Source organism: Virgibacillus sp. LDC-1 (assembly GCF_030137545.1).
GTDB lineage: Bacteria > Bacillota > Bacilli > Bacillales > Amphibacillaceae > LDC-1.
In genome coordinates this window covers 39,904-66,591 of sequence record NZ_JARUVL010000009.1, presented here as the reverse complement: position 1 = coordinate 66,591, position 26,688 = coordinate 39,904, and the positions used below count along the sequence as shown (strand labels likewise).

The 26,688-nt window shown below is 38.1% G+C and carries 29 protein-coding genes, 2 tRNA genes and 1 riboswitch; of the genes, 22 read left to right on the top strand and 9 right to left on the bottom strand.

What is annotated here, in order from left to right; translation table 11 throughout:
- The first annotated feature begins 19 nt into the window (after nucleotides 1-19).
- From QBK89_RS09545 to QBK89_RS09465, 17 genes are all read left to right on the top strand, one after another.
- Nucleotides 20-1,258, top strand: coding sequence for a cell wall-binding repeat-containing protein (locus QBK89_RS09545; RefSeq protein WP_284140816.1), 1,239 nt, complete (start codon nucleotides 20-22; stop codon nucleotides 1,256-1,258).
- Nucleotides 1,259-1,324: 66 nt separating this feature from the next.
- A riboswitch (TPP riboswitch) is annotated at nucleotides 1,325-1,431 on the top strand.
- A 101-nt stretch (nucleotides 1,432-1,532) separates the two neighbouring features.
- On the top strand, nucleotides 1,533-2,147 hold the full coding sequence (locus QBK89_RS09540) for a YkoF family thiamine/hydroxymethylpyrimidine-binding protein (protein WP_330949354.1): 615 nt from the start codon (nucleotides 1,533-1,535) through the stop codon (nucleotides 2,145-2,147).
- Nucleotides 2,140-2,718 (top strand): ECF transporter S component, encoded by a 579-nt coding sequence (locus QBK89_RS09535; RefSeq protein WP_284140815.1) that lies wholly within the window; start codon nucleotides 2,140-2,142, stop codon nucleotides 2,716-2,718. The genes QBK89_RS09540 and QBK89_RS09535 overlap by 8 nt, the downstream gene beginning before the upstream one ends.
- On the top strand, nucleotides 2,715-4,382 hold the full coding sequence (locus QBK89_RS09530; RefSeq protein WP_284140814.1) for an ABC transporter ATP-binding protein: 1,668 nt from the start codon (nucleotides 2,715-2,717) through the stop codon (nucleotides 4,380-4,382). Before QBK89_RS09535 ends, QBK89_RS09530 begins: the two co-directional genes overlap by 4 nt.
- Nucleotides 4,363-5,139 carry an energy-coupling factor transporter transmembrane component T family protein gene (locus tag QBK89_RS09525; protein ID WP_284140813.1) on the top strand — a complete coding sequence of 259 codons (777 nt, stop codon included), beginning with the start codon at nucleotides 4,363-4,365 and terminating at the stop codon, nucleotides 5,137-5,139. The genes QBK89_RS09530 and QBK89_RS09525 overlap by 20 nt, the downstream gene beginning before the upstream one ends.
- Before the next feature lie 494 nt (nucleotides 5,140-5,633).
- Nucleotides 5,634-5,706, top strand: a tRNA-Thr gene (locus tag QBK89_RS09520).
- A 407-nt stretch (nucleotides 5,707-6,113) separates the two neighbouring features.
- Nucleotides 6,114-6,851: a GntR family transcriptional regulator gene (locus tag QBK89_RS09515; RefSeq protein ID WP_284140812.1), complete on the top strand. Its 738-nt coding sequence runs from the start codon at nucleotides 6,114-6,116 to the stop codon at nucleotides 6,849-6,851.
- Between the two features lie 5 nt (nucleotides 6,852-6,856).
- Nucleotides 6,857-7,291 (top strand): PTS sugar transporter subunit IIA, encoded by a 435-nt coding sequence (locus QBK89_RS09510; protein WP_284140811.1) that lies wholly within the window; start codon nucleotides 6,857-6,859, stop codon nucleotides 7,289-7,291.
- Nucleotides 7,292-7,301: 10 nt separating this feature from the next.
- Entirely contained in the window at nucleotides 7,302-7,583 is a 282-nt protein-coding gene (locus QBK89_RS09505) for a PTS sugar transporter subunit IIB (RefSeq protein ID WP_284140810.1), read from the top strand.
- Nucleotides 7,584-7,588: 5 nt separating this feature from the next.
- A complete protein-coding gene (locus QBK89_RS09500; protein WP_284140809.1) occupies nucleotides 7,589-8,857 on the top strand; it encodes a PTS ascorbate transporter subunit IIC in 1,269 nt (422 codons plus the stop codon).
- A gap of 106 nt (nucleotides 8,858-8,963) precedes the next feature.
- Nucleotides 8,964-9,881, top strand: a complete 918-nt coding sequence (locus QBK89_RS09495; RefSeq protein ID WP_284140808.1) for a phosphotriesterase family protein — start codon at nucleotides 8,964-8,966, stop codon at nucleotides 9,879-9,881.
- 8 nt (nucleotides 9,882-9,889) lie between these two features.
- Entirely contained in the window at nucleotides 9,890-10,504 is a 615-nt protein-coding gene (locus QBK89_RS09490) for a bifunctional 4-hydroxy-2-oxoglutarate aldolase/2-dehydro-3-deoxy-phosphogluconate aldolase (RefSeq protein ID WP_284140807.1), read from the top strand.
- A 29-nt stretch (nucleotides 10,505-10,533) separates the two neighbouring features.
- Nucleotides 10,534-11,244: a creatininase family protein gene (locus QBK89_RS09485; RefSeq protein ID WP_330949405.1), complete on the top strand. Its 711-nt coding sequence runs from the start codon at nucleotides 10,534-10,536 to the stop codon at nucleotides 11,242-11,244.
- A gap of 227 nt (nucleotides 11,245-11,471) precedes the next feature.
- Nucleotides 11,472-11,564, top strand: a tRNA-Ser gene (locus QBK89_RS09480).
- Between the two features lie 472 nt (nucleotides 11,565-12,036).
- On the top strand, nucleotides 12,037-12,573 hold the full coding sequence (locus QBK89_RS09475; protein ID WP_284140805.1) for a CotY/CotZ family spore coat protein: 537 nt from the start codon (nucleotides 12,037-12,039) through the stop codon (nucleotides 12,571-12,573).
- Nucleotides 12,574-12,788: 215 nt separating this feature from the next.
- A complete protein-coding gene (locus QBK89_RS09470) occupies nucleotides 12,789-13,124 on the top strand; it encodes a thioredoxin family protein (protein WP_284140804.1) in 336 nt (111 codons plus the stop codon).
- A 119-nt stretch (nucleotides 13,125-13,243) separates the two neighbouring features.
- On the top strand, nucleotides 13,244-13,843 hold the full coding sequence (locus tag QBK89_RS09465; protein WP_284140803.1) for a short chain dehydrogenase: 600 nt from the start codon (nucleotides 13,244-13,246) through the stop codon (nucleotides 13,841-13,843).
- Between the two features lie 54 nt (nucleotides 13,844-13,897).
- Here the strand turns inward: QBK89_RS09465 and QBK89_RS09460 are convergent, their stop codons facing one another.
- From QBK89_RS09460 to QBK89_RS09435, 6 genes are all read right to left on the bottom strand, one after another.
- Nucleotides 13,898-15,241 carry an ABC transporter permease gene (locus QBK89_RS09460; RefSeq protein ID WP_284140802.1) on the bottom strand — a complete coding sequence of 448 codons (1,344 nt, stop codon included), beginning with the start codon at nucleotides 15,239-15,241 and terminating at the stop codon, nucleotides 13,898-13,900.
- The gene (locus QBK89_RS09455; protein WP_284140801.1) at nucleotides 15,238-15,930 is read right to left on the bottom strand and encodes an ABC transporter ATP-binding protein; all 693 of its coding nucleotides are present in this window, start codon (nucleotides 15,928-15,930) and stop codon (nucleotides 15,238-15,240) included. The genes QBK89_RS09460 and QBK89_RS09455 overlap by 4 nt, the downstream gene beginning before the upstream one ends.
- A 119-nt stretch (nucleotides 15,931-16,049) precedes the next feature.
- Nucleotides 16,050-17,273: a hypothetical protein gene (locus QBK89_RS09450; protein ID WP_284140800.1), complete on the bottom strand. Its 1,224-nt coding sequence runs from the start codon at nucleotides 17,271-17,273 to the stop codon at nucleotides 16,050-16,052.
- Between the two features lie 12 nt (nucleotides 17,274-17,285).
- Complete coding sequence (locus tag QBK89_RS09445) at nucleotides 17,286-18,119, bottom strand: hypothetical protein (RefSeq protein WP_284140799.1); 834 nt, start codon at nucleotides 18,117-18,119, stop codon at nucleotides 17,286-17,288.
- A complete protein-coding gene (locus tag QBK89_RS09440; RefSeq protein WP_284140798.1) occupies nucleotides 18,116-18,805 on the bottom strand; it encodes an ABC transporter ATP-binding protein in 690 nt (229 codons plus the stop codon). Before QBK89_RS09440 ends, QBK89_RS09445 begins: the two co-directional genes overlap by 4 nt.
- Entirely contained in the window at nucleotides 18,792-19,190 is a 399-nt protein-coding gene (locus QBK89_RS09435) for a GntR family transcriptional regulator (protein WP_284140797.1), read from the bottom strand. Before QBK89_RS09435 ends, QBK89_RS09440 begins: the two co-directional genes overlap by 14 nt.
- A 252-nt stretch (nucleotides 19,191-19,442) precedes the next feature.
- Between QBK89_RS09435 and QBK89_RS09430 the strand changes: the two genes are divergently transcribed.
- From QBK89_RS09430 to QBK89_RS09415, 4 genes are all read left to right on the top strand, one after another.
- A complete protein-coding gene (locus QBK89_RS09430) occupies nucleotides 19,443-20,222 on the top strand; it encodes an exodeoxyribonuclease III (protein ID WP_284140796.1) in 780 nt (259 codons plus the stop codon).
- A gap of 44 nt (nucleotides 20,223-20,266) precedes the next feature.
- Entirely contained in the window at nucleotides 20,267-21,316 is a 1,050-nt protein-coding gene (gene selD, locus QBK89_RS09425) for a selenide, water dikinase SelD (RefSeq protein ID WP_284140795.1), read from the top strand.
- Nucleotides 21,317-21,353: 37 nt separating this feature from the next.
- Nucleotides 21,354-22,421 (top strand): tRNA 2-selenouridine(34) synthase MnmH, encoded by a 1,068-nt coding sequence (mnmH, locus tag QBK89_RS09420; RefSeq protein ID WP_284140794.1) that lies wholly within the window; start codon nucleotides 21,354-21,356, stop codon nucleotides 22,419-22,421.
- A gap of 194 nt (nucleotides 22,422-22,615) precedes the next feature.
- The gene (locus QBK89_RS09415; RefSeq protein WP_284140793.1) at nucleotides 22,616-23,014 is read left to right on the top strand and encodes a hypothetical protein; all 399 of its coding nucleotides are present in this window, start codon (nucleotides 22,616-22,618) and stop codon (nucleotides 23,012-23,014) included.
- Between the two features lie 81 nt (nucleotides 23,015-23,095).
- Here QBK89_RS09415 and QBK89_RS09410 read toward each other — a convergent pair whose 3' ends face one another.
- The 3 genes from QBK89_RS09410 to QBK89_RS09400 all read right to left on the bottom strand — a co-directional run bounded on the left by QBK89_RS09410 (nucleotide 23,096) and on the right by QBK89_RS09400 (nucleotide 25,801).
- Nucleotides 23,096-24,040 carry an MBL fold metallo-hydrolase gene (locus QBK89_RS09410; protein WP_284140792.1) on the bottom strand — a complete coding sequence of 315 codons (945 nt, stop codon included), beginning with the start codon at nucleotides 24,038-24,040 and terminating at the stop codon, nucleotides 23,096-23,098.
- A gap of 144 nt (nucleotides 24,041-24,184) precedes the next feature.
- Complete coding sequence (locus QBK89_RS09405; RefSeq protein ID WP_284140791.1) at nucleotides 24,185-25,537, bottom strand: tripartite tricarboxylate transporter permease; 1,353 nt, start codon at nucleotides 25,535-25,537, stop codon at nucleotides 24,185-24,187.
- Nucleotides 25,538-25,540: 3 nt separating this feature from the next.
- Entirely contained in the window at nucleotides 25,541-25,801 is a 261-nt protein-coding gene (locus QBK89_RS09400) for a hypothetical protein (RefSeq protein ID WP_284140790.1), read from the bottom strand.
- Between the two features lie 153 nt (nucleotides 25,802-25,954).
- Between QBK89_RS09400 and QBK89_RS09395 the strand changes: the two genes are divergently transcribed.
- Complete coding sequence (locus tag QBK89_RS09395; protein WP_284140789.1) at nucleotides 25,955-26,572, top strand: spore coat protein; 618 nt, start codon at nucleotides 25,955-25,957, stop codon at nucleotides 26,570-26,572.
- Nucleotides 26,573-26,688 lie beyond the last annotated feature (116 nt).

Genomic DNA, 26,688 nt, shown 5'->3' with positions numbered 1-26,688 from the left:
CATGAAAGGAGAGAAAGCTATGTCTCGGAATTCAACATTCACTATTTTCATTACGATCTTCCTTCTTATAGGCTGTGCTCCAGAAGTGGAAAATAACAACACACATGGTAAAACAACGAAAGAGGAGAATGCTTCTGAATCAAGCAATGAACAATTTAGACAACAACCTCAAAACGAAAATAAGCAAGCAATTAATAATCTGGTCATTGGGAGTACTAAAAACATAACACGCATTGGCTCCGACAGCGACAAATTAATAGACACGTCTATCCATGTTTCACAAACAATCTGGCCAGCTACACATGCTGAAAATAGGCCAGGAACCATTTTGCTCGTTGCGGAGGATTCCTGGCAAATAGCCATGGCAAGTGCTAACCTCATTCATCACCCTAACAATGGCCCGATTCTATTTATCGAAGAAAATCGTATCCCAAACAAAACATTGGAAGAAATTGAGCGTTTACAACCGAAGGGAAATGAAAATGGAACTAAAATAATGGTTATTGGAGATGTTTCTCAAAACGTGCGAAGCAAATTAGAAAACTATCCAACTGACCATATAAAGAGTGTTGATCCAGCTACGTTCGCAGCCAACATCGATGAAAAATATGCCAATCTTACAGGAGCGTTCCCTGAAAATGTCATAATCGCTTCCTCTGAGGAAAAAGGAAAGCTTTATTCGTTGCCAGCAGTGAATTGGATTGCCCACATGCCAGAGCCTGTCCTTTATGTTGAGCAAAATGACATTCCAAAACAAACTGTGGAAGCATTAAAAAAACGAAAAAAAGATGCTCTAAACATATATATTTTAGGACCAAAATCGGTTGTTTCAAATGATGTAGAAAACGACTTGAAAAAGTTAGGAAACGTGACACGCATTGAAGGAAAAAACGTTGTAGAGAACGCCATCAACTTTGCAGCATTTAAAGATAAAAAAACTGATTTCGGTTGGGGCTTTGATGAACCTGGACATGGTGTGTCATTTATTTCGACTTCTACACCCGATCTAGCAATTGCTAGTGCACCCCTTTCTCATCTCGGTAAACATGCACCATTAATTTGGTTGGAAGATGGCGTACCTAACCAGGCAATTTATGACTTTCTAGCAATGATTCGTCCAACATTTACAGCTAACCCGCAAAACGGTCCATATAATCATGGATTTATTACTGGATCTTTTGATGCAATCTCATTTATGAACCAAGGGAAGCTTGATGAGAAATTAGAGATTGCGAATGAACACGGAGAAGGCCACTAATGTAACAGAGCTTTACAATTTTTGTTGAGCACGATATGATAATCCATAAGAAAACTGTATACAGGTATGAAGCGCTAGGGGAGCTGTGAAAGCGGCTGAGAGGAATTAATGTATTCTGACCCTTTGCACCCGATCTGGATAATACCAGCGTGGGGAAGTGCAGTCGGCTAAGAAAACATGAATGGACTATTTCATATGATTTGCCATGTTGACTGCATTCCCTATGGGATGCAGTTTTTTTATTGTCTTAAATCAATATGAGGGAGGAAATGGAATGAAAATGACAACGGAATGCGGGGCAGGTAAACAAATTACAGGAGCAAGCTTTTCACTTCATCCAATGAGCAGTAATTTTATAGCAATTATTGTTGGTGTTCTTGAAGAAGTAAATACAGACAAGGTATGGATAAAAACGGATGATATAACGACAACCATTCGTGGCAAAGCAACACACGTCTTTGATGTTACAAAAGCGATCTTTGTTCTCGCAGCAGCAACTGGTGAACATATTGCGTTTCATGCTACCTATTCGGTAGGCTGTCCAGGTGATTCGGATGGGGATGTTTATTTAGCAGCAGATGATATTCCACTTAACCACGCTAAGGCAAGTAAGCTATCAAGTATTGCCGGGGCAAAATTTTCATTGTATCCACTAGGAGATGGCGATTATATGGAGCTTATTTACAAACAAATTGAAGCAATGAAATCTTATGTTACGGTTTCTCCTGCACACTATTCTACTCGTTTGGATGGAGATGCCATGGATGTTTTTAAAGGATTAGAAACTGTATTTACAGCGACTGCTCAAGCCGGTTCTTCTCATACAGTAATGACAGTTTCCTTATCTGCCAATAGTCCAACAGAAGTTGGGAGTGATAAGCATGCGTAATTGGCGGTTCAAAGAAGTGGTAGTAATGGCCGCTTTATCAGTTGTCTTCGCCGTAATTTATTTAGCTTTTTTTCCACTTGGGAAGCTTCTCGTTGGTTTATTTGGACCGATTGGATATGATCTAATTTTTGGTATCTGGTTTATCGTATCGATTATAGCTGCTTATATCATTCGAAAGCCTGGTGCTGCATTCTTATCAGAAACAATCGCCGCTATGGTTGAAGTATTAATAGGTAACGCGACAGGACCAATGCTCATTATCGCTGGTATGGTACAAGGAATTGGTGCGGAAGCAGTATTTGCTGCTACAAGATGGAAGATATATTCAACCTGGGTTCTAGTAGCAGCTGGAATGGGGTCAGCAATTACGAGCTTTGCGTATGGGTATGTGATGAGTGGATATGCGGTTTTACATCCAGGTTACGTAACCGCAATGTTTTTCACACGTCTTATTAGTGGTGCTCTTATTGCAGGTTTAATCGGGAAGGCAATCAGTGACGGCTTAGCTAAGACAGGTGTGCTTTCCAGCTTTGCACTAGGAAAAGAATTACGTAGGAAGAAATCTGCATGATGCCTTTTTTACAAGTAAATCAGTTGCATGTGCGATACGATTTTTCATCTAACAGAGATACATTAAATGCGGTTAACTTCGAATTACTGGAAGGAGAAAGCATCCTTCTGCTTGGACCAAGTGGTTGCGGAAAAAGTACATTAACCTACTGCTTGAATGGACTTTATCCTCGTGAATTGGACGGGGAAATGCAAGGTGACGTCATAATAAATGGGAAACGAACAACAGATTATCGTCCTGGGGAGCTTGCACAACATGTCGGGGTTGTGTTTCAAGATCCGGAAACACAATTTTGTATGCTCACAGTAGAGGATGAGGTAGCTTTCGGACTAGAAAACATCCGCATCCCTAAGATGAAAATAGCGAAAAAAATAGACGACGCCTTAGAGTTAGTCGGTTTAATGCCTTTTAAGAAGGCTACTATTTCAAGCTTATCTGGCGGACAAAAACAAAAATTGGCGCTCGCGTGTATACTTGCTTTAGAGCCAAAGCTGCTGATACTTGATGAACCAACTGCAAACCTAGACCCTATGGCGGCAATGGAATTAATTGAAACGATACGTTCTATAAAAGTGCAGACAGGGTGTAGCCTCATTATTATTGAACACCAGCTTGATGGTTGGACAGAACTAGCAGAACGGTGTGTGTTACTTAATAATGATGGAACTATTTTTTATGATGGCCCATTACGTGGTGCGATTAATCATAAACGTCCTTTACTTCAAAAAGAAGGCATCTGGTTACCTAGGGTAGCAAACTATGTATTGCCTTATCACAATAAAACACTCCCTATTCCATTAACACTGTCCGCTTTTGCTTGTCAGGCCGAACAATATAAACCAGCATACTGGGACAATAACATCATGCCAAAACAGACGTATAAGCAGGCATTGTTAGTAGCAAACCAAATAGCCTATTCTAAAAGGAAGAAAAAAATTATTCAAAATGTGTCAATAAACATCTATCATGGGGATTTTGTTGCTATTATTGGATCTAATGGAAGCGGAAAAACGACGCTTTCGCGTTTGCTTGCAGGAATTGAGCAGCCCTCAGAAGGTTCGATTCTTCTAAAGAATAAACAACTTGCTTCATGGCAAGAAAAGGAGCTACGGGATAACATTGGGTACGTATTTCAAAATCCTGAGCATCAATTTATTACCGATTCCGTTTTCGAGGAAGTTGCTTACAGCTTACGTTTAAAGGAGCTTTCAGATGAAGTTATAAAAACAAAAACAATGGAGATGCTCGATAACTGTGGATTAACTAACTTGAAAAATCACCATCCGTTCCACTTGAGTCAAGGACAAAAACGAAGGTTAAGTGTTGCAACGATGTTAATTGATAATCAAGCAATGTTAATCCTGGATGAACCAACATTCGGACAGGACGCCCTTTCTAATCGCGAATTGATGCACCTTTTATCAGAAAGACACAAGACAGGAACAACCATCGTCATGATTACCCATGACATGGACCTTGTCTATGAACATGCAACACGGGTCATTGTTATGAATCAAGGAGAAATAGCTGTAAATTGTGAACCAGAACATTTATGGGCAAAATCAGAAAAACTTCTCCAACAATGGCAATTAACGCTTCCTACTCCAATTCAGCTCAAACGATGCTGTGAAAGGAGGGGCAAGAATGTTTCTACACCAACTTAATCCAAGTGTAAAGGCCTTAACAATCGTCGTAACCATTATCTTATTAGCACTTGTTTTTGACCCTATCACTCCCGCACTCTTATTTGTTTGGACAATTACACTAACTTTTATCGGAGGACAGATTCATTGGAAGCGCTATGTGCTCTATTTACTTCCATTTAGTATATTATCTTTTGGCATGCTTTGGACGACACTTTTCGTTGGCGCACCATCCCAGAATCTAGAAAACGTCATCCATTTGTTCGGACTTTCGTTTTCCTATGAAGCACTTTTGACAGCACTCGCACTTGCCTTGCGAGTATTAAGCGTTGCGGCACTATCATTACTATTTATTTTTACAACAGATATGGTAGATTTTATTCTTAGCCTTAATCAGCAGATGAGACTTTCTCCGAAAATCGCTTATGGAGTACTTGCTGGATTTCGTTTTCTACCGATGATGAAGGAAGAATGGCAGCTCCTTCATGCTGCTCACCGTATTCGAGGAGCTCGTGGCAATGGATACAATGAAAGATGGAAGCATTATAAGCGATTTGCTATCCCGTTACTTGCAAGCGCGATTCGAAAAGCAGAACGAACCGCAATTGCCATGGAATCAAAAGGATTCACAGGAGATCGAAACCGAACCTACTATCGCCAGTTTAACGTAAAAAAACAGGATGGATTCTTTTTCTTATGTATGCTCATTACTTTTTTGATAGCATGCCTTATCTCGAACCAGCTCGGCTTTTTAAAAATCTATCCATATCACTTTTAATAGAGGCTGGGACAAAAGTATTTTGTGCATAGTAAAATCCGAACGATTCACTCGAATCAGTTCGGATTATTTGTATTCAAAAACAGCATTTATCATCGCTTCGTCAAAATACTTCGCTTTCACCACAGGCACAAGCGTGACTTCTGCTCAAAATGACTTTCGCAGTGTCTTCTTTGCCGCAGCACGGCCTCAACTAACTTGGTAAAGAAAAGCCCTTTACCAAGTGGAGCTTTCGACGTACAGGACGTAGCGGTTTTAGTCTGCGTTCCCCTATTGCTGTTCCCGCAGGAGGCTCTGTATTTTGACTACACTTAGATTGCTTTCATATCTTATTATTCGTCTTCTTTTAAGTAACCTGTTTTAGGTTTGTCTCAACCTCTTTTTTGTTCCACAAATCATATAATCGCTTTTCAAGTCGGAATATAGGCAGAGATATTGAAAAAAATGTAATAATATATTATTATCTTTTATGTAATATAACATTTTCATGAATCGCTGGTGTGGCACAGTTGGTAGCGCACTTCACTCGTAATGAAGGGGTCGGAGGTTCGAGTCCTCTCACCAGCATCTTATAGAGCGCTCTATCCTTAGTGGATAGAGCGCTCTTAATATTATTTATAGTTAGAAGTAATTTGTTAACCACTTATCTTTCTTCTAATATACCTTATGTGATGACTCTTCTAATAGAGCCAGTTTATTCGATTAGCCATAGAACCTATGTATTTATATCCATAAAGGTTATCTCCTCAAATTCACTTTCAAAGTAATATATATAAATTATAAAATAACTGGCCTTTTACTAAAGTAAAGCTTAGTAAAACCGACACTAATTCGCCATAATTTTATAAAAATTCATAAATATATTTATGAAAGCCTTTACATGTATAATTCTCTATGGTAAATTCATTATGATGAATAGTGATATAAAAATAATTCATTATAACCTTTAATAAAGTTAGGAGGCATTGTTATACATGACTAATATCCCTTTATACAAACAAGTTAAGCAGAAGATATTTAATGAAATAAATCAATGTATGAAGACCGGCGATGTAATTCCAACAGAAGCTGAATTAGAAGAAAAATTTGCAGTGAGTAGAATTACGATTCGCAAAGCAATCGATGAGTTAGTCACGGATGGCTATGTTGAGAAAATACAAGGGAAAGGTACTTTTGTTATATCAACCAAAATCGTTCAAGACGCTAATAGCATTACCAGTTGGACGGAAGAAATGCATTTAAAAGGAAAAAAAACTAAAACCAAAAGGCTTAATATTTATGAAGTAAAACCCTCTAAAAAGATGAAGAACAAATTACGTTTACATCCAAATGAAAAAATTATTTGTGTAGAAAGAGTTAGACTCGTAGATGAAGAGCCAATTGCATTAATGTTTAACTATTTAAGAGAAAAGTATATATCTGGTTTTCTAAAGAAAGGATTTACTAGAGAGTCATTATATGAAGAGCTAGAAGAAAACTACAACATTTTACTAGAAGAGGCTGATGAACAGATTAGGGCTAGGCTTGCTACTGATTTAGAAGCGTCATCATTAAATATATCCCCTGATGACGCAGTAATGCATATTACTAGAACTACTTATCTTCCAAACGGTACTCCATTTGAGCTGGTAGAGTTGGTAAGCCGCTCAGATAAATATGAATACCATATAAAAGTATCAGGACGTAATCGTAATAGAATTATAAAGGAGTGAATAACATGAGTTTATTGAGGGAGGAAGCCGTACTATTAGATGCAGAAGTAAGTGATGCTGTGGAGGCTATTCTTTTAAGTGGAGATTTATTAGTCAAAGCAGGTTATGCATCTGAAGAATATACCTATGCAATGATAGAAGGATTTCAAAATGTGGGCCCATACATAGTTATTGCACCAGGGATAGCCATTCCACATTCCCGTCCGGAACGTGGTGCTATCGCAACAGGGTTCTCTCTATTGAGATTAAAAAAGCCGATTGAATTTGGTCACGAAAAAAACGACCCGGTAAATTTAGTTTGCGCCATTACTGGGATAGGAAACAATGGCCATGTTGAAATGCTGCAAAAAATAGCTACTGTACTAGGTGATCAACGTACGCATGAACAAATTTTAAAGGCAAGTAACTATACTGAATTATCAAAAATAATAACGATATAGGAGGGTTAAAATGTATATTCTTAGTGTTTGTGGAATGGGGTTTGGTACAAGTTTAATGTTATTAATGGATATTCAAGCGATGGCAAAAGAACACGGCTATACAGTAGATGGCGAAGCTTCAGATCTAGGGAGTGCTAAAGGGAAAAATTGTAGTTTCATGGTCGCTTCTAGTGAAATTGCCTCCGAGTTATCTGGTGAGAGTGTTCCAGTTATCTCTATAGACAATCTATTAGATAAAAATGAAATTAAAGAAAAAGTACTACCAATAATTGAAAAACTATCTAAGGAGTGATAGCAATGATCGATATTTTGGTATCTATTTTAAGTAACCCATCTATTATTATAGCTATAATCGCTGGATTAGGATTGATTGCATTAAGAAAGTCAACCTCAGATATTATTAAAGGTACGATGAAGACGTTGTTCGGATTTTTAATCCTTCAACAAGGTGCAAATATTATTGTTGGTTCACTAATACCTTTTAGCACTATGTTTACAGAAGCTTTTGGCTTAACTGGTATTGTTGCAGAAGATAACGCAATTGCTGCAGCTGTCCAAACTGTACTCGGAAAAGAAACCGCCTTCATTTTAATCTTCTCGTTTTTAATTAATGTTTTAATAGCAAGATTTACAAAATTCAAGTATATATTTTTAACTGGTCACATGATGTTTTCCTTTGCAGCAACAATGGCAATTGTACTTAGTCAAATGGGGCTTTCTAGTGTAATGACAATTATATTAGGCTCTATTATTCAGGGTGTAGCAATGGTTGTTTTCCCTGCGATTTCTCAATCTTCCGTACGTAAGGTAATCGGAAATGATAATGTTGCTTTTGGTTTTTGGGGAAGTTCTTGGATTTCTTTATCTGGATGGATAGGAGGAAAGCTCGGAAATAAAGCATTATCCACTGAAGATGTGAAGGTTCCAAAATCCATCGATTTTCTAAAAGATATGAGTATCTTAATGGGTATTATTATGATCAGCGTTTATTCGATAACAGCTAGCTTTATTAACCCAGATGTTATGAATGAAATTTCTGGAGGCGTTAATCGTTATCAATTTGCCATTTTTGAAGCTTTAGAGTTTGTAGTTGGCATATTAATTTTATTAATGGGGGTTCGTATGTTCCTTGCTGAAATTGTTCCGGCATTTAAAGGTATTGGGGAAAAAATTGTTCCCGGAGCAAAACCAGCACTTGATGTTCCAATCTTTTATTCATATGCACCGGTTGCTGTAACAATCGGGTTTCTATCAGCATTAGTTGGTGGATTAATAGTTACATTCCTATCTAGCTTCTTACCAGTTGCAGTTTTGCCTTCTGTAATCGGACTTTTCTTTATGGGAGGAGCTGCAGGGGTATTCGGTAACGCTAGAGGCGGATTACGCGGATCAATTATTTCGGGATTTTTTCTAGGGTTCAGTTTTTCCCTATTAGTTGCTCTAGCATATCCATTAGTTGGACTTTCTGAATATGGAATTAACGGTTTATGGTTCGCCTCCCCCGATGTCATAATAGTAGTTATTCTTATTAAATTAATAGGCTTACTATTTGGGATAGGCTTATAATTCTAGTAACTTATCGCGTATGGTTTTCGGTAAAAGAATTGTGCTACTAATAACCATTCAACTCTCTCTACTTTATTCAACTACAAAAGAAGGAGTGTTACAATTAATGAAAAAAATTAGAACTGTTTTAGGAGATATAGAAAAAGAAGAACTTGGATTCACATATAGTCATGAGCATTTATGGACCAATCCTCCTGCTATGCAACAAGATCGTGATTTAGAATTAACGGATTATGAGGCAAGTGTAAGTGAATTATGGCGTTTTAAAAGAGCTGGAGGAAATACATTAGTAGATGCTACAACTTTAGACTATGGTCGTGATGCATCCAAACTAGTAAGAATGTCTTTGGAGACAGAAGTTCATGTAATTGCAGCTTCTGGATTTAATAAGCATATATATTTCCCAAATTGGGTAGAGGCTTTATCAATTGAAGAAATTACACAAAAACTAGTGAGGGATGTAACAATTGGTATGGATGGAACGGAAGCAAAAGCTGGATTCTTAAAGTCTGGTTCTTGGAATCAACTAATTCATCCATTAGAGGAAAAAGTTACACGTGCTGTTGCAAGAGCACAGCTACAAACGGGAGCACCTATTTGGTTGCATACAGAAGCCGGAACAATGGGAATAGAACTACTCGATATTTTGGAAGAAGAAGGCGTTGATTTATCGTTAGTTGCTGTAGGTCATAGTGATAGGAATTGCGATCCATATTATCATTTACAATTAGCAAAAAGAGGCGCGTTTGTACAGTTCGATGGGATTAGTAAAATTAAGTATTATCCTGACAGCACACGCGTGTCACTTATTCATAACCTGATTGATAATGGGTTTGCTAATAACGTACTTATCTCTGCTGATATGGGACGTCAGTGCTACTTGCACTCTTATGGTGGGGGACCTGGATTTGAATTTATATTAAAAAAATTCATTCCTAGATTATTAAATGAGGGTATTACCCAAAAGAATATCGACACTATTTTTGTTAAAAATCCAGCAACTTGGTTAGCACGGTTTGAGTAGGTGGGATAATGAAAAAAAATGAGCTAATTGCAATTATTCGTGGTGTCGATCCTGATAATATTGTCAACATTACTAGAGCATTGATAGAGTCAGATATTACTTGGGTAGAAGTTTCATTAAGCGAAGAAGAAAAAGGCTTAGAATGTATTCGTAGAATTAGAAAAGAATTTAAGGGCGAAATTCATCTAGGAGTAGGCACTGTAATTTCAGAGCGACAAGTAGATGCAGCGTTAGTTGCTGGTGCAACATATATTATTACGCCGGGTTGGGACCGTAAATTAACAAAATATGTACTCTCAAAAAATGTTGTTGTTTTTCCTGGAGTATTTTCCCCAGGTGAAATTATGCAAGCTGCTAGTCTTGGTATAGATACTGTTAAAGTTTTTCCAGCTATTGACTTAGGAATAGGATTTATAAAAAACATTCAAGGTCCTTTTCCAGATATGAAATTTATGGCAGTGGGTGGAGTAACGAAGGAGAATATTATTGATTTTAAAAAAGCTGGTTATTCTGCCTTCGCCATTGGCAGCGATCTAGTACCAAGAGAGGCAACAGAAAGCGACTTACAAAAGATTAAGGAAAATGCAAATACATTTAAACACTTGATAACAAAGGAGGCATAGTCTTGGGACGAGCTAAAGAAATTATAAAAATGAACCGCGATGAAGTGTCTGCTGCTATCGAGGAAACCCCTGTTGCTATACTTCCTTTAGGTGCAACCGAGCAACATGGACACCACCTGCCATTAGGTGTCGATACTTATTTATCAGAAGCAATATCTAGAAAATTATCAGAAAGAACTGGGGCACTAATGTTACCATCGATGCCTTATGGCTATTCTTGGGTGTGGCGAGACATTCCAGGTACAGTTTCCATACAACAACATAATGTAGAAAACATCATAAAAGATGTAGCCCATAGTGTTTCGCGCTATGGGGTGAAACTACTAATACTAGTAAATGGACATGATTCCAATAATTCAAGTATGAAATATGCTACAAGAGAGCTAATGGATGAGTTGGAAATGCCAATTATATATCTATTCTATCCTAATTTAGAACAAATTCGTAACGAGGTTTGTGAATCTCCAACATGGCATGGCATGATTCATGCTTGTGAATTTGAAACCTCATTAATGCTTGCAGTAAAACCTGAACTAGTTAAAATGGAAAGAGCTGTGAATGAATATCCTAAAAAACCAAACTTATACGGAAAATCGACTATTTCTTTAGGGAAATTGAGCAAAAGCGGTGTTTTTGGAGACGCTACACTTTCATCTAAGGAAAAGGGCGAGCAAATGCTGAAGAAGTATTTAGATGTTATGGAAGATTTAATAATGGAAGCATATGATGAGATTAAATAGAGCTAAACAATAGGTTACAGTTCCTTTGTAACTGTAACCTATTGCAAATAAAAATAAAGAAGCTATCAAATGAGTCATGACGTGATAAAGCTGATTGAAAAATTGTTAATATGGAAAGTTAACTAACAGAACCCCTCAACTAAATATGCTTGATGTGAAAAATTGATTATGATAATATATTCACATAATAAATGCGGGGAGCTTTGCGCAGCATCATCAAATGCTTCGGAGAAGTACCCAAGCCCGGCTGAAGGGGACGCACTCGAAATGCGTTAGGGCGTGTAAGCGCCGCGTGGGTTCGAATCCCACCTTCTCCGCCATACATAGGAATCAATATTTTTAGCCTGCTTCCATACTAGAAGCAGGTTTTTCTATTATCTTATCACTACAGCAGTAAATCTAACTTGTCCGTATACATATGCATCGACTTCTAACGCACGGTATACGATACAATCCTACCAAAAACACACACGCATTATAGGGACAATCGTTTACTAGATATTAACCTACATGCCTCTAGCTTAATAGGTGTAAAATAATCGGAAGCCGGCACTGCCAGCTTCCTATGTCTCATAGGTTGAAGATGGAACCCACATTAACTATGTGTGAGGGTTTCTATTATCTATATGCTTTGCATATTAAGTTGCATCGTCACTCTCCCTAGTCCATCCGTATATTTCCTTTGAAAAAGCACTAGTAGCCCTATTAATGAAAAAATAGACTATGAAACAACCCTTCATGAAAATACAGCATAGAATAGAGTATACGCTTAATAAAAAAGGAGTGAGGTTCATGATCCATCACGAATACAAAAAGCATTGCGTTTGTAGTACAGTCCATAAAATTGTCGCAGCACAAGATAAAAAAGCCGCCGAAGGTCACCATTGCAGAGCAAGCTGTGAGAATTCCATTAAACAACTTCTTTCACCGCGAAAGAACAATAATGATAAGACAATAATTCCGTTCATTTTATATTGCAAATATAGTTGTAAACCTTTTATTGCAAGCGGCATTTTCAAACATCCTATCTACAACTATCCAAAACATTCATACTATGGTTGCTTAGAAACGCCTGTATTAAAAGCTAAAAAATTTATAAAAGGCACACACTGCTGTGTACAAGTTGAATTACTTCAACCCGTTAATGCGAATGGCTTACCTGTTGCAGATGGCGGCGATAAGCTTTGCGATTTCTTCTGCCATAAGACACCATATAAAACAATTCAATTTCGCGAAACTGGTATATGCTTAACAATTGATTTAGAGGATTATTCGTCCATTCAATGCCTAGATCCAATCACCCCTCTTCCACCATACCACCCCTGTTAACAAACAGTAATTCCACTTTTTATGTTAAGCTGCTTTTTCCATCGAGATTTTCATAACAATTTCTCTATAAGCTCACGAACCTTCGATGCACAGCACTTCCTTCAAAACTACCACCTTTTTATCATCTAATAGCCTCATTTCATCCTCCGGCAAACACGAAAGATGTCTGTATGAAAAAATGATGATATGATTATAGTAAGAACGGAGGGAAAGAAATGCGAGAATTTAACGAACTACAATCAATGGAAGCAATCGAGCACTTTATTACAGCGAATAAACTTGCTTTTCTATATATTTCTCAACCAAATTGCAGTGTCTGCCACGGATTACTACCGCAAGTACAAACCTTGATGGAGCAATTTCCACAAATCCAATTAGGCCATCTTGATGCACATGAGGTTGAAGCAGTCGCAGGGCGTTTTTCTATCTTTACAGTTCCTGTCCTACTGCTCTTTGTAGAAGGAAAGGAATTCATACGAGAAGCACGCATTGTTCACATGGACTTACTTGAAGAAAAATTGAAGAAAGTGTACCATCATATGGCAGAATAATGCATTCCATTCACCTTTCTTAAAATCGGATTTCGAAAGCATATGAGGCCAATCAATTTCATAAATTAAGGTAATCTCCTATTTGTAGCCATTAGGTAAAGTGGAAAAGAGGTGCCTTTATGAAAATTCTCGTGATCGGTGCAAGTGGAACAATTGGGCAAAAAGTCGTGGAAGAACTTGAAGCGGAAAATGAAGTTATTCGCGCAGGCAGAAATGGTGCGGACATTCAAGTTGATATTACTTCCGTTGACAGTATTAAAGAAATGTACAAAAAAGTCGGTAAAGTGGACGCTGTAGTCAATGCTGCTGGGGGTGCGAAGTTTGCACCTCTAACAGAGCTGACCCCAGAATTAAATGAAGTCGGAATTAATTACAAGCAAAAAGGACAAATTAACTTGGTGTTATTGGGTTTAGCACATGTAAAAGATGGTGGAAGCTTTACATTAACAACTGGTGTGATGATGGATGACCCCATTCTCCAAGGAGCTTCGATCGCCATGGTTAATGGAGCTGTCAAACATTTTGTAAAAGCGGCTGCCATTGAAATGCCAAGAGGAATCCGAATCAACAGTGTTAGTCCTACGGTTGTTCAAGAATCGTTAGACCGACTAGAAAGCTTCTTCCCTGGTTTTGAAGCAGTCCCTGCCAAACGAATCGCCAAAGCCTATCTAAAAAGTGTATACAGTGGCCAAACAGGTCAAAATTTCGAAGTGTACTAATACCGCAAGCGCTCGATTTCTATCCGAGCGCTTGCACTATTGTACCCTAATTAATCATATCTCACGGCGCATCGCCTGTAATACATCAATTTCCGTTGCTCGCTTTGCTGGACGTAATCCAGATAGAATGGTAACGATTAAGCAAATCGCTACGGAGATAGCGACGAGACCCGGTGGGATGGAAGAAAACTGTAGTCCTTCTGGCAGCTCTTCCTCGAACGCCATGCTTAATATAAGTGGCACGCCTGTGTTTATGAGAATACTTGTTACATACGCAATGCCTGTACCAAGCGCCGCTCCCATCAACCCTATATAACCACTTTCTAACAAAAAGATTTGCTTGATTGTCTTTGGATTTGCACCAATTGCTTTCATAATCCCGATATCAGGAGCGCGTTCTGTTACAGCCATCGTCATCGTATTATAGATTCCGATAGAAGCGATTAATACCGCTATCGTTCCAACGAGAATCAACCCTGCCTTTGCTATTGTAAAAAACATGTTTATTTGCTTCATTTCACTAACTACAGAGTAAATAGCATAGTCTTTCTCTTCCAGCTGATTCGATACAGCTGTTACCGATTCTAAATCTGTTGCATAAACCTTAACTTGATCAAACGTTTGTTCATCTTCGTTCAATCCATCTTTAACAGCATCTGCACTTGGGTCTCCACGATAGGTACCTGTAAATTTCTCTATATCTTTTAGGACAGCCTGTGTAATATATACATTTTGATCCTCAAACCATTCTCTTGTTGGTTTTTCTAAAATCCCTACAACCTTTAAGGAAATCGTATGCGTTTCAACTTTTTCTTCTGCTTCCTTATCAACGGTCATGGCAAGGGTCTTTCCAAGCAAAGGACTGTCATAACGATATTCTGCTTTTATTTTTCCTTGCTCATCGTAAATATCCTTTTGATCTAATTCCTTCTCAGAAGCTAAATAGCTTGAGAAATTGTATCCAACGACCACTTCATTATCTTTCTCTGGTAACCTTCCTTCTGAAAGGGTTAGCCCTGATTGTTTTTCTGATGGAAAATGCGTTGCAATAGCACTTGCCTCTGTACGATAACCATCAACAGAAAAACGTGGAATTTGGTATAAATCGTTTCTGCGTGTCACGGCCCGCACACCATCAACCGATTCTAAATAGCGAATATCCTTCATTGTTACCGGTTTAAACTGCTCATCTCTTTCTATCCCGTGTACATTAATTTGCGTAACAATCTGTTCTTCCATTGCATCCTTCACGATGGACTTTTGCAAGCCATAACCTACCGAAGCTAATACAATTAAAAATGCACAACCAATTGCTGTAGCAAAAATCGTCATCCATGTTCGAACACGATTCTTTTTTAAATTTTGTCGGATAAAACGAAACTGATCCTTCCACCTCATTGGATATTACTCCCTTCTAGGAGTTTTCCATCCTGTATTTGAATGGTTCGATGACCAATTTTGGCTACCTCATCATCATGGGTAATAATTAAGAACGTTAAATTTAGTTCTTCATTTAACTGTGTAATTAATTCGAGCAAGTCTGCTTCTGTTTCACTATCAAGACTTCCTGTTGGCTCGTCAGCTAAGATCAGAGGTGGATTAAGTACTAAAGCTCTCGCTATACTGACTCGTTGCTGCTGCCCACCAGATAATTCACTCGGATAATGATCCTTATAAGCAAGTAGTCCGACTCTATCAAGTAGGTCCATGACAATTGTTTTCCTTTTTTCCTCCGGCTCACCTTTCAAGGTTAATGGTAATTCAATATTTTGAAAGGCTGTCATACTTGGGATCAATTGAAAGTTTTGAAAAACAAATCCCATATGCTGCAATCGAAAATCAGCAAATTCCGCTTCTGAAAACTGACTAACCTGCTGATCCGCAATCCAAATTTCACCCTGTGTAGGTCGAATAAATCCGCTTATTAAATTTAATAACGTCGATTTCCCTGACCCACTCTTTCCAACAACTGTGACGATTTCTCCTTTATTCACATGGAAGGAAATATCCTGTAATATTGGGAGCGTTGTTTGATTACCACGTTTACCTAAAACAAATTGATGACTAAGCTTTTTTACATTAATCAAATCATCTTCCCCTATCTAGCGCCTTCTTTTTTTTCATTTGTTTACCAATAAAATGAATGCGAAATATCATGATAACTTCCTACGGTTTCTATTCTGTTTTGCAAAATTAACTTTCCATATCATTCATCAAATTGAAGTTGCGATAAGTACAGCTGAAATTCATCCACCGCTTTATTCTCTTCTTTCAATCCAATCTTTCCTTCATATACAGACGTACCTGTCATCGCATCGAACGCTTGAATGGTTGCTCCGTTCTCTTCATCTACCATACGCTTCATAACATATAGCACATCATCTTTTACTGTCATATATGGTAACTCTTCATTAGCTCCGACTTGGATTGCAACCAGATAATTATTTTTGATTTTTTGATTTGTAATGCTATAGACGATAACATCAATTCCTTTTTCATTTGGCGTTGTATAATATAAATGCGCCCCATCAAATAAGCTCACCTGTCCCTGTTCTTCTAACTTTTTGGGTAATTTAAGCTGCTCTGTTTTTCCAGAAGCATAGTGATAAGCGATAAGCTCATTTGCCAACTCTTGCCGCTGATAATCTCCTTCCTTACTATAGGTCTCATCTATTACTACTTTCCGAAATACTGCATACTCGTTCGGTTTATGTGTCATAAATTCCTGCCCTAGCATCATTATTTCTGTATTCTGATTATCAGGTAGCGCTTCAGGGCCAATTATTCGCTCATCACCAATCAGCTTCTTTGATTTCATATCAAGGGTGTACATATGCACCGCTGTTCCCCCGTTTTCCATCCCATTCATCGCAATTAGCTTTAGCTTTCCGTCCACGAATTGGATATCCTGTAAATTAGCAAAGTAATACTCACCACTGTTTGGCAATTTTACTTCAAAGGATGTTGCTTCACCGGTTTTCTTATCTAAGCGTGCAACATATAGCTTGGAATCCTTCATTGACGCATCGACATTGTTATAATTTATCTTAATGTCACCAAACACTAGGTAATTTTCATCCTCATAAAACGAATCCAGCCAGCCCCTTTTTCCACGCATAAATGATTTATAATCCTTTTCCCACCTTTTTATGGTAGGTTCTCTAAATGCGCCTTCCAAGCGCTCGACATAGGAAAACTCACTCCGATATAAGGTATTATTTGTTGTAATTAACGCAGCTTGATTAATATTTTGTCGAAAATAATCTGCTTGAATAATTACTTCCTCAATCTTTGCTTTATCACCATTAACATGTGTTATACCAAATTCCGGATATGTTGTTACTGTCTTTGCAGATGTAACGTAAAATGTTCCAATTCCTAAAGTAATCATGACTATTAAAACAATTAGTTTCCAATATTTTTCAACCAATTTCAAACCCTCCTATACCCGAATCTTTTTCGTTAATAAATAATGACTCATCCATACCGTACATGCCATTACAATTATGCCTGCCACTACTTCTAACAGCACTATCTCCGATGGATATAAGTAACTGTTCAACACCAATTCATTGAGAAGTACCGGTGAGAATAAAAGCATAAATGCTATAAATCCATAGACGAATCCAAATATTATCCCTTTCCAACGAAAGCTACGTTCAAATAAAATAAACGTAAATACAATCGCTACGATAATCGTACCAAGTCCATAATGAAGGATGAACTCAATAAAACTTTCCGGAAAAATAATGCGTAGCTCGACAAAACGATCAAGTACCGCATTTATACTAGCGTCGATACGCAGATCTTTGGGCACAATCCATTGCATAATTTTCATTTCAAATGGTAGTAACATAAGTTGAAACGCAACCAAACCAAAGGTCATAAGCAAAATTGTCGTTAGTTTCGCAAAAAATACATTTATACGTGCGGTGGGAAGCATCAATAGACGATAAACAAACGTATTTTTCCCAAGCCAGTCGCGGTACCAAATGATAAAAATGTAAAAAGCAACCGCTGTAATGGATATCAAAATAGGCCCAACAAACAAAAGGGTTTCTGTAACTTGATCAAATGACAGCGGACTCATCGACTCTATAACTTCTTGTCTATTTTGCGGATTCCCTGTCATTGCTTCATTTACTTGCTTTAAAAAATGCTTTGAGAAATAGATAACACCAACAACTTGCGAAACGAACGTCACCGCTAACAGCACAACATATAGCTTCGCAATCCGATTCATTTCAAAATTCACTAGCTTTATATAGCGATTCATTTCTGATACACCTCTCTCATGACATCAACAACCGATTTCCCTTCGTTCTCCCGGATTTCCTCGGTACGGAATTCCTTTAATACAACTCCCTCATCGATCAGAACAACTTTATCGATTAAATGCTCGATATCATTAATTTCATGCGTTGTAATAATAACGCCTCGTTCTTCGATTAAATGACTCGTAAACACATCTGCGATTTGCTCTCTGCTAAAAATATCAATCCCTGAAAAAGGTTCGTCCATTAATAAATAATCGACATCAAGTGCCAAACCAAGCAGCAAATTCACTTTGGCTGTATTCCCTTTCGATAGATCTGAAATACGATCACTTTCCTTTAATTTAAAGAATTGCAGTAATTCTTTTGCTCTTGCTTCGTTCCAGCAATCGTAAAAATCATTCATAAATTCCATCGCATCAGCAATACGCATACTAGGAAGCATCGTAATCGCATCTGGGATAAACATAATTTTTTCATAGCTTCCTTTATGAAGCTTCTCGCCATCAATAAGGATCTCACCACTTTGAATCGGAGTTAATGCCGTAATTGCATTTAAAATAGTAGTTTTTCCTACTCCATTTATACCAATAAGACAGGTGATTTCTCCTTTTTCAGCGGTGAAACTAACGCCTTTTAATACTTTTTTACGTCCGAAATTTTTCTTTACGTCTTTAATTTCTATCATCTTGACCCCTCACTTCCTCGCTTGCTTGTTCATAGTTTGCCCTAACCAATTCAATGACTTCCTCTAAGGGAACATTAATTGATTGCACTGATGATACAAAGGAGTTAACAGCTTGTAATATGAGCTCTTCTCTTACGATACTTAATACTTTTTCGTCTTTCGTAATCCGACTAGGTAAATTCCGCTCTGTATAAATCAACCCTTGCTCCTCCATTTCTTTATACGCCCTTTGTGCAGTATTCGGATTAATTTTCAATTGGTTTGCTAGCTCTCTTCGCGATGGAATCTCTTGGCCAGGCTCTAGTAGACCAGTAGCAATTTGCTCTTTAAAATGCCGAATAACTTGCACATACACAGGGTCTCTATTATTAAAATTTAGTTTCATAACCCCAGCTCCTAATTTTTTCTTGATGTTTCAACCCAATGATCCTGTATTAACCATTTAATACACCAACCTCAAAAAAATATGTATTAAGCGGCTAATACACCTCTAATGTGTATTATATGCTTCATACACATTAGAAGTCAATAAGAAATTGTAAATAAATTGTCTGCATTTCTCAATGCGTCGGCTGTAGTCTCTCTAAACATGTATGCTAAAATAAATAGAGAGACTTTGTTAAAGGGGAAGAATAATTTGAAACTCGTATCATGGAATGTAAACGGGCTAAGAGCCTGTATGCGCAAAGGTTTTCTTGACTATTTTCATGAAATAGATGCAGATATTTTTTGTCTGCAAGAAATAAAATTACAGGAAGGACAAATTGATTTAGCGCTTGACGGCTATTATCAATATTGGAATTATGCTACGCGCAAAGGATACTCGGGAACTGCAGTCTTTACGAAGAAAAAGCCACTTTCTGTTCGCTATGGTGTAGGAGAAGAAAGTACTGAACCTGAAGGACGGATATTGACATTAGAGTACGACGATTTCTTTCTAATAAATGTCTATACGCCAAATTCCAAGCGGGATTTAGCTAGATTATCCTACCGCTTGCAATGGGAGGATAATCTGTTCGAATATTTATTGGAGCTTGATGCGAAAAAGCCGATTATTTATTGTGGAGACTTGAATGTCGCACATTTGGATATAGATGTAAGAAACGCATCATCCAATCATGGCAACTCGGGATTTACAACAGAAGAGCGTGGCAAGATGACACGCTTGCTTGCCGCTGGCTTTGTCGATACGCTACGTCATTTTCATCCGGAAGACAACGATATTTTCACATGGTGGTCGTATATGAAAACAGTACGGGAAAGAAATATTGGCTGGCGCATCGATTATTTTATCCTTTCCGAGCGCATCACACAGGCGTTGAAAGACGCACAAGCACAGATGCACGTGCTTGGTAGTGATCATTGTCCCATCCTACTTGAAATCGATGATAGTGAAATGAATCAGAAAACGATTTAACGCATGTTTGATGCAATGACAAAACATAGAAAGGAAAATGAAACATGGAGCAATCAAATGATATCAAATTAACCGCCTTATCCTCTAAAGGAGGATGTGGATGCAAAATTGGACCTGCTGACTTAGCTCAGGTACTACGTCATTTACCTGCTAATACGATTAATCCAAACGTACTTGTTGGACTTGATACGAGTGATGATGCAGGTGTGTATCAATTAACAGAGGAGCTAGCAATCGTACAAACATTAGACTTTTTTACGCCGATTGTTGATAATCCATATGATTTTGGTCAAATTGCAGCTACAAATGCGATTAGTGATGTATATGCAATGGGAGGAAAGCCAATAACTGCTCTTAATATTGTTGCTTTCCCTATCTCCACATTGGATAAGCAAATATTGTCCGATATTTTACGTGGAGCCGGTGATAAATTGAAGGAAGCAGGAGTTGCGCTCATCGGTGGCCATTCTATTGATGACAAAGAACCGAAATTCGGCCTTTCCGTAACTGGTGTCGTTCATCCAGATAAAGTGCGTACAAATGCAGGAGCAAAGCCAGGCGATAAGCTTATCTTAACAAAACCAATTGGTGTTGGGATTATGACTACTTCCATTAAGAACAATCTTGCAACAGCGGAAGAAATTGATCGTGTAACAAGCGTGATGACTACACTGAATAAAACAGCTGCAGAAACTATGGCGACATATGATGTCCATGCTTCCACAGATGTAACTGGCTTTGGACTATTAGGTCATGCAACAGAAATGGCGAAAGGAAGTAAGGTCGGTATTGAAATTTATCATGATCAGGTACCTGTTTTGCCTCGTGTTAAAGAACTCGCACAAGAAGGTGCAGTGCCAGGCGGAACAAAAAATAATTTTAACCATGTAGCAGATTCGGTCATCTATTCAGATGCAATGGACCAAATTGATAAATGGATTTTATGTGATGCGGTTACATCTGGTGGGTTACTTATTTCCGTCCACCCTTCGCAAGCAGATGACCTGCTTAAAAATTTACAGCTCAATGGAGTAGAAGCAGCACAAATCGGCGAAGTAACGGAAAACCATCCAGGTCAAATTATTGTAAAATAAACATTGGAAGCAGACTCAGACAATAGAAGGTGAAAGTATGTTTCATGATATTACGTGGAACGATTTACAGAAAATACGAAGTAACAACCAAGCACATACAACAGTAGATGTACGTTCTCCAAAGGAATTTGAAGAAGCGACCATTCCAGGAAGCGTGAATATACCAATATTCACGAACGAAGAACGGGCTGAAATCGGAACGATATATAAGCAAAAAAGTCCGGAAGAAGCGAAAGAAAGAGGATTAGCAATTTTCTCTGCAAAGCTTCCTTCTTTTATTAAGACGTTTCAACAAATCCAAACGCCCATAACCGTATTTTGCTGGCGTGGTGGAATGCGAAGTAAGACTGCCGCTACCGTGCTTGATTTAATGGGCATCCATGTGAATCGTCTAAGTGGCGGTATTCGTGCGTATCGCCAATGGGTTGTTAGTGAATTAGATCGAGAAGCATTTGCACCAGAGCTCTATGTATTAAACGGTTATACCGGCGCTGGAAAAACGGTAATCTTAAAAAACTTAGCCGTCAAAGGCTATCCGGTGATTGATTTAGAAGCGATGGCTGGACACCGGGGCTCTATTTTTGGACAAATCGGGACAGAACCTAGCAACCAAAAAAAGTTCGATTCTTTGCTTGTAGAGAAATTAGGCCAATACAAAAACGAACCCTTTGTATTTATTGAAGGAGAAAGTCGGCGAATCGGAAAAGTCTGCTTACCAGAATTTCTTTATGAACAAAAAGAAAAGGGAATCCAGCTCATTATCCACCTTCCTATGGAGGAGAGAGTAAAGCATATTTTAGAGGATTATGAGCCATGGAAGGAGCCAGCACAATTTTTAGAGGCATTCTATCGTATTAAAAAGCGGATTCACATTCCTATTGCAAAGGAAATTGAGCATGCGTTAGTAGACAATGATTTTAAAACTGCGACTATCCTTTTATTAGAGCATTATTATGATCCACGCTATAAGCATGCCATGAACCATCATCAAAAGGATCGCATCTTTCCTATCCATGCCAAAAACATGGAAGAAGCAACAGACAAAATATTAGCTCTCGTTTCTACCCGCCAGCCAGATAAATTGAACGAGGCTGAGACAAAATAATTTTTTATCCAAAAACTCCAAACGAAATATGGACGAAAATCATTTAACTTTTAAACGAATGCTCTTGTTTTACATCGTGTTGTCTTATTTCTTCCTCTCCGCTTCATTTAATGGATGTAACATGTTATTCATATTCCGTTCACAAAAGTAAGCTATGATGAATATACCATGTTACTATAGGGAAAGAGGGGGAGATGATTGTGAATCAATATAGTAAAACATTGCTACGATTTTCAGCGATATTCGCACTAATTGGAGCGTTCCTTGGCTCACATATGGCTGGTGCAGGAAGCTATGCATTTCGATCAGTTCATGCACATATACTTGTTGTTGGTTGGTTAACACTATTTGCTTGGTCGATATTTTATAAGCTATACACGCCAGCAAATAAACTAATTGCAACACTTCATGTCTGGTCAGCAATTGCTGGAGCAATCGGACTCACAGCAGGAATGTGGCTTTATTATGTAAAGCCATTTGATATAAATGAAACATTTTCAACTGTCTTTTTCATTGTCGGGGGAACAATTCTATTAATTAGTTTTGCTTTATTCACTATCCAAACATTTATGAAATTGGACGAAAATAAATAAGTTGCTTACAGCACGATAAAAGTCATCTGATCAAGTTGATCAGATGACTTTTTTATGCAATGAAAGCACTACTTTAACGACTTAAGCCTTTTTTTGAAAATAATCCATTATACCTAATGCACTTACCTGTAAATCTAAGTTAATCAAAACATAAACATCATGGTCATCTGGAACACTTTTTTCTCGTAAAAACTGCCGCACACGCAAAAGTAAACGTGATGCAAGCGTATCATAACCCTTTCCTTCAACAAATGCTTTTTCCCCTTCGCTTACAAACAGATCGAGCCATTCGGATACAGCTGTTAAGGAAGCATCTATATCCGTAGTCATTCCAAAGTGCCCATAATAAATACGATCAAGCTTCATTTCATGCAATCGCTTGATTGATTTACGCATTTCCTCTGGATCAAAATGGTTCGGTGAAGTGGATGGAAGAAAAAAAGGTACCCCTTCCCTTAAAAGCTGTTCATAGCGAACCCCTACTGTATCCCCTGCAAACACGCCATTACTAACAGGATCATAAATCGTAATATGATGCTTCGCATGTCCAGGTGTATCAAGGAACTGCAATGTGCAATCTGCACCAATTTGCAACGTATCCCCTTCCCCCTTCATTTCTATACGATCTTGTGGGATGGGAATAATCGGTTCAAAGAGCTCTGAAAAACTATCTCCATAAACACCACGTGCTCCAGCCACTAGCTTTTTCGGGTCAATCAAGTGTCTTGCACCACGCGGATGAACAATCAGCTTTGCATTTGGGCAATCTCTTAATAGCAACCCTGCCCCACCAGCATGATCTAAATGAACATGCGTAACAATAATATACTTGACCTCACTTAGTTCAAAGCCAAGCTCTAGAAGTCCTTTTTTAATATATTTTACAGAAGGGCTTGGTCCTGTTTCAATAATCGTTAGCTCCGTTTCATCAATCACATAGGTTCCAGTTCGATCTGGAGCTCCTAAGTCAAAGCCATCGATAAGAGCAATTCGATTATCTAATCGAATTGGATGCTTTAGATGCACAATAACTCCCCCCAACCATTTTTCTTTCATGTTACCATATTTCTATGTTCCTGAAATCAATCCTAAAACCTATTTTCTCCGCACAGCCTTTCATTAACAAAAAAGCTGTTCTAACGCAAAAAAGCGTGTAGAACAGCCTTTCCATCACATAAACCAGCTCATAATCCATGGAGCGGAATACAATACCATAAATTGAACGCCGTAATTAACACCCCAGCGATGCAATGTTCCAGCAACGATACCGATTAATAACACTCCAGCAATATTAAGCCAGCCTGCATCCATATAAGCAAGCATTAATACAAGTCCAAAAAATACCCCTAGTAATGCTTCATGAGGAATATACTTAAAGACAAACACACAAATTTGTTGAGCATATTTAATCGTAATAAAATATGTAATGGAAATGGCAACGATTGCTCCGATGACCGTTGCGATTACAAATTCGTTCATTGAAAGTAAGTGATGCATATTATGATCCTCTGTAAAAACGGGTGGTGCTTTAAACAAAGCAATTGCAGGTCCAATCGCCATTGGTGAAAGAGGAAGTCCAATCGCGATAAGCGGTACCAATGTTCCGGCAATATAAGTTGCATTCGTTAACCCGTCCATGCTCGAAATAGCACGTGAAGCTCTTTTCACTGGATCTTTAATGTAATTACTAAACGTTTCTCCAAGAAAAATCGTCATTCCAACTGGACTCATAAAAAAGGTTAATACACCTGTAAGTGAAGCAAAAGAAGTCGTTCCTACCTCTTTTGCATCCAATATTTTAAAGGGATTTGGAAAGCCCTTTTCTTTTTTGCTTCGCTGTAATTTAATTTCTTTTTTATGATAACGTGGTAGCTTATTTCGAATATCCCGATTTAATAATTCGAATAACTTTAAAATGATCGGACCGATTGTAATCCCAAGGAAAAAGGAAGTAAATACGGTTGTACCCTCAGGAACAATTCCAATTCCCCAATATAAATGTCGTAAGCCTTGAATAAGGATAGCAAATGGTAAGATTGCTGCTAATGCAAGCCAGCGGTTTTTAGCCATCAACGCTAAAAATACAGCTCCACCGAAAAAAATCTGACTCGCATAATTTTTTATCTCGTCTCCAAATGGTGCGATCACACTAGCGAGAAGTAAACTAAGTGGTACTGCAACAAGCGTTCCAATAACTGACCCAGAAGCCATTTTGCGAATACTTACCTCAGGAAGTCCATGCTTTTTTAAAACCATCGCATGATCGACCATTGGTGCAGCCATTACTCCACCGGGAATTCCAGCAACTGCTACAGGTATAGAATCGGTTAGCTTTTTTGCAACAATAGCAGAGATAAAGAATGCTAAGATAACAATCGGCTCAAATCCAGTAAGCACTAATACAAGGGTTACTGGAGCTAAAACGGCGGTTTCATCTGTTCCAGGAGCAATTCCTATCAGTGTGTAGAGTACAGCACCGAGGACGGAAGCGGTAACTAATTCTAGGATTAAAGAAATATCCATCTGTTATTCCTCCTCCCCGATATATTCAAAAGTCCGTTTCGGCTTGATGATGATACTGCAAATAATAAAACCTAACACCGTACCGACCAAGCCAAAAATTAATGGTTTTGGTGGCTCATTCGGTGCGATTAAATAACCACCCAATGTTGTGATACTGCAAATAATTAAACTAATAACCAAATCTTTAATTCGGACCACATCTTCCCACACCTCAATATATTGCTCGGACTGTGTATCCTGTTCTTCCATTGGTTTTTGTTTCATATAATTACTCCTTCTTGTTCAATATCGAACTAATTATACAATGTTTTATCTTCTTTATGAAGTAAACCTTTCATGTTTCTAAATTTCCCATTACGAATATTTTACATCTATTCGTTCAAAATAATCACGATAACAATAAAGGAGGTAAATGGAATGCAACAGCAAAACCAATCACAGCAATTTAACCCGTCCAATCAAATGCCGCCCCAACAAAATCATGGTGGCCATGAACTGTTTGATGCACATGAAGCGATATCGGGACTCATCGGAGGAATGGAGCAATATCTCCTATATGAACAGCATATCCAGGATCCCGAGCTGAAATCGATGTTGCAACGACATAAAGCTTTTCTTTCCCAGCTTTATAATACAGTTGTACAAACATTAAAAACTGGACAAGATCCAGCTGTAAAAACACAAAGCTATCAGATGACCGAAAGTAATGATGTGCTTTATGGCACGCAGCCAACCCAACCCAAAAAACCTGCACAAGCTGTGAACGAATTGAATGATGAATGTATTTCCAGCTTTATGATGGGAACTTTAAAATCTTCTGCGTCCATCTTTACGATGACAGCTTTGGAAATGACCAATCCAGTGTTAAGAAGAGTGTTTCAAGATAGTGTTCCAAATTTAATTGAAATGGCCTATGAAGTGTTTTTATACCAAAACAAACACCACTACTATCAAGTGCCGCAATTAAAGCCCGAGGATATGCAGTTATATACAAATAGTTTTGCACCAATTCAAGGTGGTCCAATGCCTCACTAGGATTAAGAGATAATGTGGAGGGTTCTCTATATTTGGGAATCTTCCGTTTTTTATTTATTCAAAAAAATGAAACCTAACCTTTCCACAAATCGTAATATGTTTAAACTAATGGGAGA